A 17,802-nucleotide genomic window follows, 5' to 3' on the forward strand; every position below is an offset into this window, starting at 1 on the left:
TCATGCTGAAAAGAAGAATGTAATATTTTATTAGGGAAGCAACTGGTGTATTTTGTCTCTAATATTTTCTGTATCAATACCACATTGTTTTTGTAACTCTTCGATAGTACCATGATGAATAAACGAATCAGGGATACCTAAAATTTCAATGTTTCCATCATAATTATGTTGTGCAGCAACTTCTAAAATGAGACTTCCGAACCCACCCTTAACACAACCATCTTCTACTGTTAGAATAGCATCGAATTTTTCAAAAATAGAAACTAGTAGCTCCATATCTAAAGGTTTTATAAAACGCATATCAAAGTGAGCAATTTCTTTATTATTTTTACTTTTCTCTATGGCATCCGTTACGTTACTTGAAATAGTACCAATAGAGAGAATGGCAAGTGATTCTCCTTGTTGTAAAGTGTTAGCCCTACCAATTTTAATTTTCTGAAAAGGTAGCTGCCAATTTTTTAATTTTCCGTATCCTCTTGGATACCTTATAGCAATAGGGGCATTTAGACCCAATTGAGCTGTATAAAGAATATTTCTGAGTTCAATTTCATTTCTTGGAGCAAAAAGAATAAGATTAGGAATGCAACGCAAAAAAGCAATATCGAAAATACCATGGTGGGTTGCTCCATCTTCTCCGACTAGTCCAGCGCGATCTAAGCAAAAAATTACTGGTAAATTTTGCAAAGCGACATCATGAATAATTTGATCATATGAACGCTGTATAAAAGTAGAGTAAATATTACAGAAAGGAACCAAACCTTGTGTTGCCATACCTGCTGCTAGTGTTACTGCATGTTGTTCTGCAATCCCTACATCAAAAGTTCGTTCAGGGAATTCGTCTAACATAAGTTTTAGAGAACTTCCGGTTAACATAGCAGGTGTAATACCAACAATTTTTTGATTTAAACCCGCTAGTTCTAAAATAGTTCTTCCGAAGACATCTTGAAATTTTGAAAATTCATTGTTTGTTTTAGGAAATACATCCCCAGAGATTTTGTCAAATTTTCCGGGAGCATGGTACTTTACTTGATTTTCTTCTGCTTGACGAAGTCCTTTTCCTTTGGTTGTTATTACGTGTAAAAATTTAGGCCCTTTTATGGTTTTTAAACGATTAAACTCTTGTACTAATTCATCGATATTATGTCCATCAATAGGACCTGAGTAATCAAAGTTTAAACTTTCAAAAATATTATGTTGCTCAACATCATTTCTCGTAGACTTTATTCTTGTTAAATAATCTTTTAAAGCACCTACAGAGGGGTCAATTCCGATGGCATTATCATTTAAAATTACAAGTAAGTTAGCATCTGTATCACCAGCATGGTTTAATGCTTCAAAAGCCATTCCACTTGCAATTGAAGCGTCTCCAATAATTGCAATATGGTGCTTGTTTGTTTTTGCTAATTTCGATCCTATAGCCATTCCTAACGCAGCAGATATCGAGGTTGAAGAGTGCCCGACGCCAAAGGTGTCAAATTCACTTTCACTTCTTTTTGGGAATCCAGAAATACCACCTAATTGACGATTGCTTCCAAAAGCCTTTTTTCGCCCTGTAAGAATTTTATGACCATAAGCTTGATGTCCAACATCCCAAACAATCAAATCTTTTGGGGTATTAAAGCAGTAGTGTAAGGCAATGGTAAGTTCTATTACTCCTAAGCTTGCTCCCAAATGCCCCTCTTTAGTTGAAACGATATCAATAATCAATTGACGAAGCTCTTGGGCCACTTCGGGTAATTCCGCTATGGCTAATTTTTGTAAATCTGAAGGATAATCAATGGTATCTAAAAGCTTTTTTGACATAATGACAAAAATACAAAAAGCAAATAGGTGTATAAAGATCATTCATTTAAAGTTTTTTTTATTAACATTTTGATTTACAGCATTTTTTTATATATTGCCTAGGCTGTAAATTTCATATGTAGCCAATTTGCGAGTACTTCATGCAATTATCCCCCTAGTGTTGATGGTTTGTAATATGACTCGACACTAACCATATCTTATTTTTTATAAAGGCTAAGCCTACATTATCTATTTGAGTATTAATCAAAATAATAAATAATGATAAAAAATAACATTTTACAATTTTTAATTCTAAGCTTTTTAATAACGGTTACATCTTGTAACAACACTCAAGAATTGAGAGAAACAAAAGAATTAAGTGAAGAAAATAGCTTTTCCACCATCACCCCGAAAGATAATGATAATAGAGCTAGAAGCAACGAATATAACTTATCAAATAAACAGGTTTTAAATTGGTCAAATATCAAAAGACAAAATTACTATTTTCCCGATGGAGGTATTAGCAGATTTAAAGTTGGAAATAAATGGCGCTTTACAATGGCGGGCTCTTCAAGTTATGTTTACGAAGGAGGAAATATGTGGCCTGAATATTCAGATGGTAAAATCTCTGGGGCATTTGGTAAACAGCAATATAATTGTAATCCAGATAATGGAGGAAAATGGTTAAATAATGTTGATCAATTATGGAATCAAAATAATCTAGTAGGGTTTTATCATGTTGAAAACCATTGGTGTAAAACAAATAATGACACTAAATATTGGGCATCTATAGGAGCTGTTTATTCTAATGATGGAGGTACAACTTTTAAATCTCTAGGAGGTTCTAGAAATGAGGGATATATTATAAAATCTTCAAAGCCTAAACCATCAAATAAAACATTTGGGGGAGCTGGTAATGGGCACGTTTTTAAAGGACAAGATGGTAATTGGTATGCTATTTATAGTGAATATGAAGCTAGTGTAAACAATTATGTTTTACATATAGCTCGTTCAACTAATTATTATGCATCTCCCGGAACATGGAAAAAATATTATCGAGGAAACTTTAGTACAAATGCACTTCATACAAACGGTGCAAAAACAGCACTAAGAAGCAACCTTGGTTTCATGTTTGGAGCAAATCCTTTTGTTCAATGGAATCATAAACTTCGTAAATATGTGATGGTTTATCATAAATGGGGAGGTGCAATAAGATGCGTTACTTCTTCAGATCTTATAAATTGGGATAGTGAAAAAGAACTTCTTGGAGGTGATGCTTATTATGAATACCCTACCTTAATGAGTCCAGAAGGGGGAAATACGTCTAAAAATTGGACACGACTTTATTACTCTAAAAAATCGTCACGAAACTCAAGTCAAAGGAATTTTGAAGTACAAACATTAAATGTTTGGTAATCAACAGATAATATAAGTTCGTAAAAGGCTGATTAGAATAAAATTCTGTCAGCTTTTTTTGTGCTGATTTTTTAATTGAAATAGAAATAATTAATTAGTAATTCCTTTTTATTCAACTTTGATTCTCTTTTTAGACATTTTTTTTTTCTTTTAAGTTTATGAACTCATCACATACACAGCACTTTATTAGAGTTCTTGATTCAGTATGATATTTGTTAAGTAATTAATTTCCTAGTAAGCAATACATCTGTCAAATTTCATAAAGTATGCAAACTTCTATAAGATGCTTCATAGTATTTTGATAACTTTTGTTTTTTGGTATTTAGATAATGTCAATCAGGATTCTAAAATAAAAAATTATGTTTAAAAATAACCCTTTACAATTTCTGACACTCATTATTATGATTTATTTATCAGCCTGTACTAAAAAATCATATTTACCTGACAAAAAGAGTTCTGAGGAACAAGCGTCTTCTTTGTCTACTGATAAATATGGACCAATCAAAACAAAAAAGAATAAATATAAATTATCAAATAAACAACTCTTAAACTGGTCTAATATTAAAAGTCACAATCAATATTTTCCTGATGGAGGCATCACTAGGTTTAAGGTTGGTAGTAAATGGCGATTCACAATGTCAGGTTCTACAAGTTATATCTATGAAGGGGAGAATATTTGGCCAGAGAATGCAAGTATTAAGATTTCTGAAGCTTTTGGACAACAGCAGTATAATTGTAATCCAGATAATGGAGGAAAATGGCTAAACAATATCGAACAATTAGACGATGAAAATAACCTTGTAGGCTTTTATCATGTTGAAGATCATTGGTGTAAGGAACAGGAAGCGGATGATAATAGATATTGGGCGTCTATTGGAGTTGTTTATTCTAATGATGGAGGTAAAACTTTTAAATCTCTAGGAGGTTCTAGAAATGAAGGGTATATTATAAAATCTTCAAAACCTAAACCATCAAGTAAAACATTTGGTGGCGCTGGTAATGGGCACGTTTTTAAAGGACAAGATGGTAATTGGTATGCTATTTATAGTGAATATGAAGCTAACGCAAATAACTATGTTTTACACATAGCCCGTTCAACTAATTACTTTGCATCCCCTGGAACATGGAAAAAATATTATAAAGGATCATTTACAACCAATGCTCTTCATACGAATGGTTTAAAAACAGCACTTAAAAATGGTCATGGTTTTTTATTAGGAGCGAATCCTTTTGTTCAATGGAATCACAAAATAAAAAAATACGTAATGGTATATCATAAATGGGGAGGAACTATAAGGTGTGCAACCTCGCCTGATCTAATCCATTGGGGTAGTGATAGAGAAATTATTGGAGGACATGCATATTATGAATATCCTTCTTTAATGAGTTCAGAGGAGAATAATACCATTACTGATTATACGCGACTTTATTACTCTAGGAAAGCTTCAGAAAAATCAATTCATAGAAATTTTGAAGTACAAACATTAAGTGTTTGGTAATTATATTAGTTTAATTAAAGCTGGTCCGAATAAATTTCTACCAGCTCTTTAATATCGTAAACTTTTAATTCGTAGGAAAAAGAATTATTAATTTGGTAGTTTTGCTAAATGAGCAAATTATTTATAGTTCCAACACCCATTGGAAATTTAGAGGATATAACTTTTAGAGCAATTAAAGTGTTAAAAGAGGTTGATGTAATTTTAGCAGAGGACACAAGGACTAGCGGAAAATTACTAAAGTATTATGAAATATCTACGTGCATGCAATCACATCATATGCACAATGAGCATAAGACAGTCGACACAATAATTAGACGTTTAAAGCAAGGAGAGGTTTTTGCTTTAATTTCTGATGCAGGGACTCCTGCAATTTCTGACCCTGGTTTTCTCTTATCGAGGGCTTGTATTCAAAATAACATTGCAGTTGAATGTTTACCAGGTGCGACAGCTTTTGTTCCTGCATTGGTAAACTCTGGTTTGCCAAATGATAAATTTGTTTTTGAAGGTTTTTTACCCGTGAAAAAAGGAAGACAAACTCGACTGAAGTTTTTAGCAGAAGAAACAAGAACTATGATCTTTTATGAAAGTCCACACAAACTTCTAAAAACTTTGGGTAATTTTGTTGAATATTTTGGCGAAGACCGACAAGTTTCAGTTTCTAGGGAATTGACCAAGCTATTTGAAGAAACTAAAAGAGGAAACGTAAAAAAAATTCTATCACACTATACCGAAAACTCTGTTAAAGGGGAGATTGTTATTGTTGTAGAAGGTAAAAAAACTAATTAAGCTATTTTTATATTCCAGGTATAATTTTTGATTTCCTTTTTTTAAAAATTAGAATAAATATACGCATAATCATTTTATAAATTATTTTACTTATGAAGTTGATCATTTGTTCATTTTTTGTTTGTTATTTTTGCTGAACATAACTAATAATATGACGAAATTCTATAGACTACCTATTAAAAAAATTATAAAGGAAACTGTAGACTCTGTTTCTATTTTATTCGATATACCCAAAGAATTAAAAGATAACTTCTCGTTTAAGGCGGGGCAGTACGTTACTTTGAAGAAGAAAATTAATGGCGAGGATATAAGGAGGGCTTACTCGATATGCTCATCACCTAGTAGTGGAGAATTGAAAGTTGCTGTAAAAGCTGTTGAAAATGGGAAATTTTCACTATTTGCGACTACGAAACTAAATAAAGGAGATCAACTTGAAGTATCTGAACCCGAAGGAAAGTTTGTTTTAATACCTGAAACAGGAAAAAGTTATATTGGGTTTGCCGCTGGAAGTGGAATTACTCCAGTTCTTTCTATGGTGAAAGCTACTTTAGAGGATTCAGATGCAAATTTCACTTTGGTTTATGGTAATAAGAGTAAGTCGGCTACTATTTTTTATAACGAATTATATGATTTAAGTAATAAATATGAAGGGCGTTTAAAAGTTCATTATGTTTTTAGTAGAGAGCGTGATGATGATACGCTTTTTGGAAGAATTGATAAAGGACATGTAAATTATTTTATCAAAAATATTTATAGCGAAACTACTTTTGATGAGGTATTTTTATGTGGGCCAGAAGAAATGATCAATACAGTCTCAGAAACGTTACAAGAAAATGGTTTAAGTAAAGATGCTGTAAATTTTGAACTTTTTACGGCTTCTGTTTCTGAAGAAAATAAAAATCAGATTAAAGAAGGTGAAACAGAAATAACTGTTTTATTAGATGATGATGAAACCATTTTTACGATGAAGCAGTCGGATACCATTTTGGCTGCCAGTTTACGAAATAAATTAGATGCACCTTATTCTTGTCAAGGAGGAGTTTGCAGTAGCTGCATAGCAATGGTAACCAAAGGAAAGGCGGTAATGACTAAAAACTCAATACTGACTGATGATGAGTTGGAAGAAGGTTTAGTTTTAACTTGTGTTGCACACCCTGTTACACCAAAAATTTCAATTGATTTTGATGAAGTATAGAAAATAAGGAATAGATGAGTTTTTACATATTTAAAAATGCGTTTTTAGTCGGTGTTTTCATGGCTTTTATGATAGGTCCTGTGTTTTTTATGCTATTAAAAACAAGTATTCTAAAGGGGGCAAGAGCCGCAATAGCGTTTAATTTTGGAGTTATTTTAGGAGATATTAGTTTTATTTTAATAGCTTATTTCGGTAGTAGGAATTTATTGGAAAAGATTAAAGATGATCCACGATTATTTTTAATAGGAGGGCTTATACTTATAGTCTATGGAATTATAACTTATTTAGATAAAAGTAATAAAAAAGAAGTTGATCAAGATCATGTTGAAGTTCCTACTGCTAACAATTATTTTAAACTTTTTTTTAACGGTTTTTTATTAAATTTTATAAATATAGGTGTTTTAGCTGGCTGGCTTGGTATAATGGTAGTTGTTGGCCCCACTTTGAACATGGATCCTTCTTCAATTTTTTGGTATTTTGCTATTGTAATTCTTGGGTATGCATCAACTGATTTAATTAAGATTCTATTGGCAAAGAAATTAAAGAAAAAGCTTACTCCTTTAGTCATTTATAGAATTAAAAGAGGCATGGGAGTTTTATTGATAGTTTTTGGAGCATTTTTTATGTTAAAAGGAGTTCTTCCTAAAGAAAAAATGAATACGTTAATAGATAAAGTTCAAATAGAAAGTTTTGATAACAGTTAAAGTAGATAAGGTATCCATAAAATTCACTAAATATTCCTATTTAGATTCCTAGGACTAATTTAGCTATGGAAAAGTAAATTAAAATTCCAAAAATATCATTACTGGTGGTAATAAATGGACCTGTTGCAATAGCTGGATCGATACCTCTTTTATTTAGAAATAAAGGGATAAAAGTACCTATTAACCCTGCAACAACAATAACAACAATTAGGGAAATAGAAACAGCTAGAGCCTTTATAAATTCTTGTTCATAAGCGAATACGAAAAAGAATAAAAATATAGTTAGTACAACTCCATTAAGTAAAGCTAAAAACATTTCTTTAATTAACCTACTTTTAATGCTTCCTTTAACATCGTCATTTGCAAGTCCTTGAACTATAATAGCGGACGACTGTACACCAACATTACCTGCCATAGCAGCAATCAGAGGAGTAAAGAAAAACAGAAAGGCGTTTTCTTGAAATGAATTTTCAAAGTTTTTCATAATCAAAAAAGCTCCCATTCCTCCTATTAATCCTAAAAATAACCATGGTAAGCGCGCTTTTGTAAGTTGAACTATTGAGTCTCCTGCTTCTACGTCTTGTGTAATACCAGCAGCTAATTGATAATCTTTGTCAGCTTCCTCTTTAATTACATCAACAATATCATCGATGGTAATTCTACCTACCAAAACACCTCTTTCGTCAACAACAGGGATAGCTTCCAAATCATATTTTCTCATTACATTAGCAACTTCTTCTGCCTTATCATGCACATCAACAAAATCTACTTTAGGGATATAAACCTCTGCAATTTTAGATCTAGTAGAGGCCATAAGAAGGTCTTTTAAAGATAAACGACCTTTTAACTTACCTTCGTTGTCAACGACATAAATTGAGTGTACACGTGTAACTTCTTCTGCTTGTTGACGCATTTCTTTTACGCAGGTAAGTACGTTCCAGTTTTCATTTACCTTTACTAATTCTTTTGCCATAAGTCCACCAGCTGTGTCCTCGTCATATCGTAATAGCTCAACAATTTCTTTGGCGTGTTCTTTATCTTCTATATTCTGAATAACCTCTTGTTTCCTTTCTTCTGGAAGTTCAGCGATCACATCAGCGGCGTCGTCTGTATCAAGTTCTTCAATTTCTTCAGCAATTTCTTTAGATGATAGTCTCTCAAATATTTTTTCTCGAATATCTTCGTCTATTTCCATTAGCACATCGGCAGTAGTTTCAGAGTCAAGTAAGCGAATAATATAGATTGCTTCATTAAAAGAGAGTTCATCTAAAACTTCAGCTATATCAGCATGATGAGTTTCTGAAAAAAAATCGTTAAGAGCTATATCTTTTTTGTTGATAATTAGCTCTTTTACATTTTCAATAAGTTCTTTAGTGATCTCCAGTGCCATCGTTTGCTATTTTAGATGTTAAATCAACAAATTCCTGTACAGATAACTGTTCAGGACGCATAGCAAATATAGGTTCTTCTTTTAAAGTAACCGAGAGATTAAATGATTTTAAACTCGAGCGAAGCATTTTTCTTCGTTGGTTAAAAGCAGTTTTAACAACTCTAAAAAATAAACCCTCATTTACAGGAAGTGAGTAGTTTGGTTTTCTAGTTAATCTGATTACGCCAGAATTAACTTTAGGGGGCGGATTGAAAACATCTGGAGGTACTGTAAATAAATATTCAACATTATAAAAAGCTTGTGTTAGAACAGATAAGATCCCATAAATTTTACTTCCTTTTTTCTCTGCAATTCTCATGGCTACTTCCTTTTGAAACATTCCTGAAAATTCAGGAATTAATGATCTATTTTCAATAGCTTTAAATACTATTTGTGAAGATATATTATAAGGAAAATTACCAATAATTGCTGTTTGACTATGAGAGAAAAGAGTTGCTAAATTTTGTTTTAAAAAATCACCTTCTATGATGGTAAATTTCTCAGAGGAGGTATCTAGTTTAATATGTTCTATAGGAAACACATCTCTTAGGTAATAGACTGATTCTGAGTCTATTTCCATAACCTTGATTTTTGACTTTTTTTCAAGAAGGTACTTTGTAAGAACCCCCATCCCTGGTCCAATTTCAAGTATATTATTGTAGCCTTCATCCGTTAAAGAATCAGCTATTTTTTTTGCAATGTTATCATTTGTTAAAAAATGTTGCCCCAAATGTTTTTTTGCTCTTACGCTCATAATCTAAATAAGATATATGTTCTTTTTAGTTATTCTTTTTCATTGGATAAAATTCTTTGATAACTTTTAATTCAGTTCTGAAAGCAAGCATTTTATCAGCAAATTTTTTTAATCCATCACCTCTTAGCTTTTCCGCACTAAATTTATAGTAATTTTTAATGTCTTTGTATGTTTTAGCGCTGTACTGAATTGAATAAGTAACTCCCCCCATTTCTTCTTCAACTAAAACCTGAGTCATTTTCGCACTTAAAAAGTGCCCTGTTTCTAATACTTCTGAAATGTGTTTTTCTATCCAAACAAGCCATTCATCATGAATACTTTCATCAACGTTTACAGTTACATTATATATATGCATATGTTAAAATAAAATTGAAACGCAAAGATTTTAGCATTAACAACTGTAAAAATCTATGCATTAATTAAATATTATCGCCCCTTAATTCTCTAAATTTTTTTCTTGCATCTACTAAATAGATACTCGAAGGATGGTCAAAAATAATCTTTTGATAGTATTCGGAGGCTTTTTTAGGAGTATTTAATTTTGAATTATATAATTCCGCTAAAGCATATAGGCTGTTATCCACTAATACACCTTCTTTATTTATGGAGATAACTTTTTCTAAGTTAGCTATTGCTTTATTAAACATTTTATTTTTTACAAAAATTTGTGCTTGTTTGAAAAGAGCTTCATCTTCTATTGGTTGATTTTTATAATTGGTTATTAATTTTGATAATAGAGTGATTGCATTTTTATCTTGATTCTGAAACGCTAATAATTCTGCTTTGGCATATTCTTTTAGCCCTGTAGGGATGCTATCTGAAGGCTGATTGTCAGAAATTGTTAAGAAAAGCTCAGTGGCGTCATTTGCTATAAGTTGACTGGCAGACCCTTTCAGTACTTTAAGTTGAGCTTTAGCCCAGTTAAAATCACTTTTAAAGTAAGAGGTCTGAGCTACTTTAAATCGAGCTTTTTGAGCGAGTTCATGGTTTTTAAATTTTGTTTGAACCTGAGAAAAATAAATTAAAGCTTTGTTAAAATTCCTTGTAAATACTAAAATTTCTCCTAGTTTTAATTTAATAGAAGCTTTTGAAAATTTAGATAAGGATAAATTCAATGCTTTTTGTAAAATAGAAATAGCCCTTTGGGGTTCATTGCGCTGAAATGTTAAAAAATCAGCATATGTCAATTGTATGTAAATAGTTTTTTTGTTGAAGCCATATTGATCAAATACCTCTTTAAACTTAGCTTCTAAATTTTGTTCTTTATTTGCGATATCAATAAGTAAATTCATATAAATACCATGAAATTTATCCTTCTCATAGTTGGTGTTTTCAATGATAATTTTGTAACAATTCTTTGCAGTTTGATAATCTAAATTATCATAAGCAATTTTACCTAATTCCTTGATATTGGAAAGGTTTTCAGTTTTACGTGCAATCAAGGCTTTATATTGAACAAGGGCTTTTGGATATTGTTTCTCTTTGATAAATAACCATGCTAGTAGGTTGTTCCATATATTTTTAGGGTTACTGACAGATTTTCTTAGTAGTGCTTTTTTAAATAACTTATTATGATGACTCTCATTATTTTCGGTAATATATCTATTGGCATATCGTTTTACGCTACTGACAAAATTTTCATTTTTATCTACCAAATCAACATAACATTCAAACATTTTTTCAAAATTTCCTTTCTCTCCATAGACTTGAGCTAATTGAAACCCAAAATTAGCTTTTGGGTTTTGTTCCATTATTATATTGTATACTTCAATGGCAGAATCTAATTGATTATATTCTTTAAAAAGATTTGCAGTGAGACTTCCATAGCCAATATTATCTTTAATGGTTCTTAGTGCTTTTTGGTATTGTTCATTCGCTTTGTTTTTAAGTTGTTGTTTTTCAAAATTATGTCCTAGAATTACTAAAAGATAAATTTGTTTTGGAAACTTATCGATTTTTTTTAAAAGTATATTTTCAGCTTGATGAAATTGATTGGTTTCTTGATAACAACTGATTAGTCTTTTAAGGTAGGTGGTGTTATATGGACTATTTTCATAGAGCTCTTGATAAAGCTGAATAGCCTTTTTATATTCACTGTTTCTGAAATAGTTTTCAGCAATTATAAAATTGTTCTTTTGAGCAAAAGAAAAAAAAGTTATAAAAAGGGAAAAAATGATTACTATATTTTTTTTCATCAAAATAAGATTTGTGCATACCGAAACACGATAGTCATACAAAATTCTAAAAAAAAGACCTATTATCAAAGATTTACTTCTGTTTTAAGCATATTTATTAATAAACCTTGTAATTATAGAGAAATGTCAAATAGACTTATTTGTTTTGTTATATTTTTTTGGCATGGACTTTGAAAAGAGGTTATAAATAACTAAATAATTAGCAAATGAAGACTTTTTCACAACAATATGAATCGGCAAAAAGAAGAGCAAACAGATCTATGGCAAAAGGAGAAGTTTCTCAATATTTTGATGCTCTTTTAGAAATGAATAAGTATAAGAGGTTAATGATTGCAGTAATGGCCAATTAAAAAAGTAAGTTTCTGCAGAAACTTACTTTTTATCTTATCTATTCTTTTTTTATTTAATTGATAATTTCAAATCCACAATAGGGAACTAATACTTCAGGAATTTTTATTCCATCTTTGGTTTGATAGTTTTCTAGAATTCCTGCTAAAACTCTCGGTAAAGCTAAAGAACTACCATTAAGGGTGTGAGCCAACTGGCTTTTCCCATCTTTATTCTTGAAACGTAACTTTAATCTATTGGCTTGATAGGTTTCAAAATTTGAAGCAGAACTAATTTCAAGCCAACGTTCTTGAGCTGTAGAATACAGTTCAAAATCAAATGTCAAGGCAGAAGTGAATCCAGTATCACCTCCGCATAAACGAAGAATTCTATAAGGTAATTTTAGTTCTCTTAAAATATTCTTAATGTGTTCGACCATATCATCGAGAGCTTTGTATGAGTTTTCTGGATGTTCAACCCTAACAATCTCTACTTTATCAAATTGATGTAATCTATTTAATCCTCTTACATGAGCACCATAGCTTCCTGCTTCTCTTCTGAAACAGGGGGTATAACCAGTGTAAGATTTCGGTAAATCAGACTCTTGTAACAAATCACCTCTTAGCATATTCGTTATTGGTACTTCTGCAGTTGGTATCAAGTATAGATCATCTAATGGAATATGATACATTTGTCCTTCTTTATCGGGAAGTTGGCCTGTCCCTAAACCAGAAGCTTCGTTAATCAAGTGTGGTACTTGTACTTCATTATATCCAGCAGCTGTATTTTTATCTAAAAAATATGAAATTAGGGCTCGTTGTAGTTTGGCTCCTTTACCTTTATATATTGGAAAACCTGCTCCAGTTACCTTGGCGCCCAAATCAAAATCAATAATATCATATTTTTTAGCAAGTTCCCAATGGGGTAATGAACTATTACCAAGTTCAGGAATGATGCCTTCTCTATATATTTCTTCATTATCTTCTTCATTTTTACCTTTTACAACAGACGAGTGAGGTACATTAGGGATTTGATATAGCGTTTTTTGAAGGTTTTCAGTAGCGATATTTAATTTTTCTGTAAGTTCTTTTGATTGCTCTTTTAACCGACTTGTTTTCTCTTTAATTAGATTTGCCTTTTGAATTTCACCAGATTTGTATAAAGATCCAATTTCTTTGGACAGTTTATTAGATTCAGCTAACACATTGTCTAATGAAACTTGAGTTGCTCTTCTAGTTTCATCTGTATTTAACACTTCATCAATAACCGTCTCGGCATCTGCAAAATTTCGTTTTGCAAGTCCATTTAAAACAGCTTGTTTGTTTTCTCTAATAAACTGAATTTGTAACATTTTTACTTTTTTAAGAAACGCAAATATAAAGTATGTATCAGATTAAAGCAACGCTTTGATAATACTATATTTCCTCTATCATCATAAAGAAGGTAGATAAGGTAATGTTAAAATAATCGCATATTTTTTGAAGTGTAGAAATGGTAATATTTGTTTTCCCTTGTTCTATTCTTGCTAAATGTATTCCCGTATCAATATAAAATTCACTCAAAGTTACGTTATACTCATCTCGAAGATTTTTAACACAAAGGGCGATCTTTTTTAATATAACCTCCTCTTTTGACAGTATCATTCTTTTTTGACACAAAATCTTAAAAACATATGAATTACATAATGACACACTTGTCATTATACATGACTTAAAAAAGAACTATTTTTGTCCTTAGTTGCGTCATAAGTTAACTCTATAAGTTAGAAAATAAGGGGGGAAATATTTAATAATTTTTGAGGTTAGAAGTTGGCGTAACTTTTTAAAAAGCGTTTGGAGTCTTTTTCATCTTGATTTAATTGTTTTTTTAATTCATTTAAAGATACAAATTTTTGTTCATTTCTTAAAAAATAAAGTAATTCAACTTTTATCGTTTGATTATAGATGTTTTTATTAAAATCAAAAAAATGAACTTCAATAGTCCTATCATTACCACCAACAGTTGGTCTCATACCGATATTCATCATTCCAAATTTCAATTTATTTTCTATTACTGACTTAATAACATATGCTCCTTCTTTAGGAATAAGTTTATAGCTTTCCTTTACGTTTAGGTTTGCTGTCGGGTAACCTATGGTGTTTCCTAGTTGCTTTCCTTTAACAACGATTCCCTTTATAGAAAAATTGTATCCTAGGTAATTATTAGCTGTTTTCAAATGACCGCTTAGGAGGGCCTTTCTAATTTTTGTTGAGCTTATGGAAACATTATCAATATCTTGTGCTGGTATTTCTTCAACTTTAAAGTCATACAAATATGAGTATTCTGTTAATTGTTCAATATTTCCTTCTCTATTTTTTCCAAAGTGATGGTCATAGCCAATAATTAACTTGTCAATATCTAATTTGTTTACTAAAACGTCTCTTACAAAATCGAATGCTGTTAGTCGTGAAAAATCTTTGTCAAAAGGGTGAATTATTAAATGATCCAAGCCCAAGCGCTCTAATTGATCTATTCTTTCTGTAATGGTGTTTATTAATTGGATTTTAAGATCTTTTTGAAGAACCATTCTAGGGTGAGGGAAGAAAGTGAGTACAACAGACTCTTTATTATTCGCTTTGGCGTTTTTAATTAATTTTTTGATAATTTTTTGATGTCCAATGTGTACTCCATCAAAAGTGCCAATAGTAACATATGTCTTTTGAGAAGAATTAAAATCAAAAATGGAGTGCTTTACTTTCAATTTGTGGTTTATGTGTTTTTACAAAGGTACAATTTGTATATCATAAATTGAAAATGTATTTTAAGGACCTTCATTGTAAGTTAGGATTTTATGATTGATAAAAAATAGATCCTACATTAGTTATCTAATAAAATTTCACTCAGTTAATTATGAAATAAAAAAAAATTGTATTTTGCGTTTAGTTAACAAATTAATTTATACAATTATTATGATGAATAGATTATTACTCGTTGTATTTGCATTGTGCAGTAATTTGTTGTTTTCACAAACAACGATTACAGGTACTGTGAATGACGAATCACTGGGAGGACCACTTCCAGGAGCTAATATCAAAGTTTCGAGAAAAGCCGTGGGTACAACCACTGATTTTGATGGAAAATTTACATTAACTGTTACGGATACACCACCTTTTACTCTTGAAGTTTCCTTGATAGGTTATCAAACTAAAAAGGTTGAAATAACAAAAAATAATCAAGTAGTTGAACTAAGCTTATCTGAAAATGCAACTTATTTAAGTGAGGTTGTGGTTTCAGCATCAAGAACACCTGAACGTGTTATGGAATCTCCTGTAACAATTGAAAGATTTGATTCTAGAGCTATAAAAAATACAGCTTCAGCTTCTTATTACGATGCAATTGAAAATTTGAAAGGAGTAGATATTAACTCTGGAGGTTTAACCTTTAAAACAGTAAATACAAGAGGGTTTGCTACTTTTGGAAATGAAAGATTTATTCAACTAGTTGATGGAATGGACAATTCATCTCCAGCTTTAAATTTTGCCGTAGGAAATCTTCTAGGAATGTCAGAGCTTGATGTTAAAAGTGTAGAAGTTTTACCAGGAGCGGCATCTGCTCTTTATGGAGCTAACGCATTTAATGGTATTATGTTAATGCAGAGTAGAAACCCGTTTGATGACCAAGGGATTAGTGTTGGTCTTAAAGCAGGTGTAACAAGTCAAGAGGCCGCTGGTGATAATGGTTTTTATGATGTAGGAGTAAGAATGGCACACGTTTTTGATGATAAATTCGCTGCTAAGGTAAGTTTTAGTCATTTTACTGGAGAAGAATGGAATGCTGTTGATTATAGAAATACTAATGGCGTAGGTAGAACTTATAAACCAGGTTTCAGAGAAATTGGAAATCTAAATTCTGATATAGCTTATGATGGAGTTAACGTTTATGGAGATGAAGTTGCAACTAATCTTAGAACAGCTTCTGGAGGTCAAGGTATTATTCCTAATGAAAGGGTTAGTAGAACTGGATATAATGAGTCAGATTTAATTGATTATAGTGCAAAGAGTATAAAGTTTAACGGAGCTTTACACTATAGACCTTTAGGTAACGATCGTGTAGAAATTATTTGGAATTCTAAGTTTGGAACAGGTAATACTATTTATCAAGGATTAAATCGATATAGTTTAAGAAATTTCTTCATGCAGCAACATAAACTTGAAGTAAATGGTAAAAACTTTTTCGTAAGAGGGTACTATGCAGGAGAAGATGCAGGAGACTCTTATGATACTCGTTTTGCAGCAATTAATGTTAATAAAAGATGGAAATCAAATGAAGACTGGTTTGGAGATTATATCGGTACATTTGCAAACGTTGCTTTAGGTGGAAACCCAGGAAACTTATCACAGGCTGAAATTCATCAATTAGCAAGAACACAGGCTGATTCTGGAAGAGCTTTACCTGGCTCGCCAGAGTTTAATAGATTTTTTAATGAAGTGATCTCAGATCCCGATGTTGCTACAGGAGCAAAACTTAAAGACAATACCAACTATTATCATGTCGACGCAAATTTAAATTTAAGAGATTATATTGATTGGGCAGAGGTTCAATTTGGTGGGTCTTATCGTCAATTTAACTTAAATTCATCAGGTACAATTTATACAGATTATGATGGGCCAATTACTTTTGAAGAATTCGGTGTCTACTCACAAATTCAAAAGAAGATGATTGATGATCGCTTGAAGTTTACAGGTTCTCTTCGTTATGATAAATCACAAAATTTTGATGGTAATTTTTCTCCAAGAATTTCCTTTGCTTATGCGGCAGGAGATACAAGAAATCATAACTTTAGAATTTCTTTTCAAACAGCATTTAGAAACCCAACAACTCAAGATCAGTATATCGGTCTAGACACTGGCGCTGGCTTCTTAATTGGTACCGTAGAAGATAATTTAGATAGGTTTGTGAAAACAGTAGGTGGATTTGACGTAACAGCAAGAGATGCTGTTGAAAGAGGTTACTCTACTAGGTCTTTAGAAAATGGGACTCCAGAATTAGTTACTACAGAGTTGGTTACTCCAGAACAGGTGAGAGCTTATGAAGTTGGATATCGTGGAGAAATTCCGACAGGAAAGAATAAGTTGTCAGTTGACTTAAGTGCTTATTATAATATCTATGATAAGTTTATTGCAACTAAAGATATTTTAGTATTGTTAGATCCGAATAACGTAAATGTAAATAATCAATCTGAATTAATAGGTGCTTTAGAAAATCAATCAGCAGCATTTAGTGTAAAAACAAATTCTGTGGCTGACGTAAGCTCTTATGGTGTAGGCTTAGGGTTATCAACAAAAGTATTCAATGGATTCAATGCAAGTTTAAATTATACCTGGTCTAAATTTGATTTTGATAAATCTATGGATCCAGATTTTGAGGCAGGGTTTAATACACCTGAGCATAAGGTAAAAGTTCAGTTCGGACATCCTAATTTGTTTGAAAATTTCGGATTCAATATTAGCGGACGTTGGCAGAATGAATTTTATTGGGAGTCTACTTTCCTTGAAGGAATTGTTGACGAAAGAACTGTTTTAGATGCTCAGATAAATTATGCTGTTCCATCGATTAAATCAGTATTTAAAGTAGGAGGTACAAATTTAACAGGAAAAGAGTATTTAAGTGCGCCTGGAGTTGGTGCAATAGGATCGCAATATTTCATCTCTTGGACTATTAACAATTAAAAAATTT

General features: G+C 31.5%; 15 protein-coding genes. 7 read left to right on the forward strand and 8 right to left on the reverse strand.

Annotated elements, in window-relative coordinates:
• Positions 1-30: 30 nt before the first annotated feature.
• On the reverse strand, positions 31-1,803 hold the full coding sequence (gene dxs / locus AC2GW8_RS09770; RefSeq protein ID WP_440879690.1) for a 1-deoxy-D-xylulose-5-phosphate synthase: 1,773 nt from the start codon (positions 1,801-1,803) through the stop codon (positions 31-33).
• A 258-nt stretch (positions 1,804-2,061) separates the two neighbouring features.
• Between dxs and AC2GW8_RS09775 the strand changes: the two genes are divergently transcribed.
• From AC2GW8_RS09775 to AC2GW8_RS09795, 5 genes are all read left to right on the forward strand, one after another.
• Entirely contained in the window at positions 2,062-3,198 is a 1,137-nt protein-coding gene (locus AC2GW8_RS09775) for a glycoside hydrolase family protein (protein WP_440879691.1), read from the forward strand.
• A gap of 359 nt (positions 3,199-3,557) precedes the next feature.
• Complete coding sequence (locus tag AC2GW8_RS09780; RefSeq protein ID WP_440879692.1) at positions 3,558-4,697, forward strand: hypothetical protein; 1,140 nt, start codon at positions 3,558-3,560, stop codon at positions 4,695-4,697.
• Between the two features lie 108 nt (positions 4,698-4,805).
• Entirely contained in the window at positions 4,806-5,483 is a 678-nt protein-coding gene (gene rsmI / locus AC2GW8_RS09785; protein ID WP_440879693.1) for a 16S rRNA (cytidine(1402)-2'-O)-methyltransferase, read from the forward strand.
• A 151-nt stretch (positions 5,484-5,634) separates the two neighbouring features.
• The gene (locus AC2GW8_RS09790; RefSeq protein ID WP_440879694.1) at positions 5,635-6,678 is read left to right on the forward strand and encodes a 2Fe-2S iron-sulfur cluster-binding protein; all 1,044 of its coding nucleotides are present in this window, start codon (positions 5,635-5,637) and stop codon (positions 6,676-6,678) included.
• 14 nt (positions 6,679-6,692) lie between these two features.
• Positions 6,693-7,382 (forward strand): LysE family translocator, encoded by a 690-nt coding sequence (locus AC2GW8_RS09795; protein WP_440879695.1) that lies wholly within the window; start codon positions 6,693-6,695, stop codon positions 7,380-7,382.
• Positions 7,383-7,422: 40 nt separating this feature from the next.
• On the opposite strand, the gene mgtE is transcribed toward AC2GW8_RS09795, so the two are convergent.
• From mgtE to AC2GW8_RS09815, 4 genes are all read right to left on the reverse strand, one after another.
• Positions 7,423-8,772, reverse strand: a complete 1,350-nt coding sequence (mgtE, locus tag AC2GW8_RS09800; RefSeq protein ID WP_440879696.1) for a magnesium transporter — start codon at positions 8,770-8,772, stop codon at positions 7,423-7,425.
• Positions 8,753-9,565, reverse strand: a complete 813-nt coding sequence (gene rsmA / locus AC2GW8_RS09805; protein ID WP_440879697.1) for a 16S rRNA (adenine(1518)-N(6)/adenine(1519)-N(6))-dimethyltransferase RsmA — start codon at positions 9,563-9,565, stop codon at positions 8,753-8,755. The genes mgtE and rsmA overlap by 20 nt, the downstream gene beginning before the upstream one ends.
• Positions 9,566-9,590: 25 nt before the next feature.
• On the reverse strand, positions 9,591-9,920 hold the full coding sequence (locus tag AC2GW8_RS09810) for a DUF4286 family protein (protein ID WP_440879698.1): 330 nt from the start codon (positions 9,918-9,920) through the stop codon (positions 9,591-9,593).
• Between the two features lie 64 nt (positions 9,921-9,984).
• A complete protein-coding gene (locus AC2GW8_RS09815; protein WP_440879699.1) occupies positions 9,985-11,760 on the reverse strand; it encodes a tetratricopeptide repeat protein in 1,776 nt (591 codons plus the stop codon).
• A 206-nt stretch (positions 11,761-11,966) separates the two neighbouring features.
• On the opposite strand from AC2GW8_RS09815, the gene AC2GW8_RS09820 reads away from it, so the two are divergent.
• A complete protein-coding gene (locus tag AC2GW8_RS09820; RefSeq protein ID WP_440879700.1) occupies positions 11,967-12,110 on the forward strand; it encodes a hypothetical protein in 144 nt (47 codons plus the stop codon).
• A gap of 53 nt (positions 12,111-12,163) precedes the next feature.
• Here the strand turns inward: AC2GW8_RS09820 and serS are convergent, their stop codons facing one another.
• The 3 genes from serS to AC2GW8_RS09835 all read right to left on the reverse strand — a co-directional run bounded on the left by serS (position 12,164) and on the right by AC2GW8_RS09835 (position 14,827).
• Positions 12,164-13,438 carry a serine--tRNA ligase gene (serS, locus tag AC2GW8_RS09825; RefSeq protein WP_440879701.1) on the reverse strand — a complete coding sequence of 425 codons (1,275 nt, stop codon included), beginning with the start codon at positions 13,436-13,438 and terminating at the stop codon, positions 12,164-12,166.
• 64 nt (positions 13,439-13,502) lie between these two features.
• Positions 13,503-13,730: a helix-turn-helix domain-containing protein gene (locus AC2GW8_RS09830; RefSeq protein WP_440879702.1), complete on the reverse strand. Its 228-nt coding sequence runs from the start codon at positions 13,728-13,730 to the stop codon at positions 13,503-13,505.
• Positions 13,731-13,888: 158 nt separating this feature from the next.
• On the reverse strand, positions 13,889-14,827 hold the full coding sequence (locus tag AC2GW8_RS09835; RefSeq protein WP_440879703.1) for a bifunctional riboflavin kinase/FAD synthetase: 939 nt from the start codon (positions 14,825-14,827) through the stop codon (positions 13,889-13,891).
• Between the two features lie 211 nt (positions 14,828-15,038).
• Between AC2GW8_RS09835 and AC2GW8_RS09840 the strand changes: the two genes are divergently transcribed.
• Positions 15,039-17,795 (forward strand): TonB-dependent receptor, encoded by a 2,757-nt coding sequence (locus AC2GW8_RS09840; RefSeq protein WP_440879704.1) that lies wholly within the window; start codon positions 15,039-15,041, stop codon positions 17,793-17,795.
• The last annotated feature ends 7 nt before the right edge of the window (positions 17,796-17,802 follow it).

Source organism: Tenacibaculum profundi, assembly GCF_057162725.1.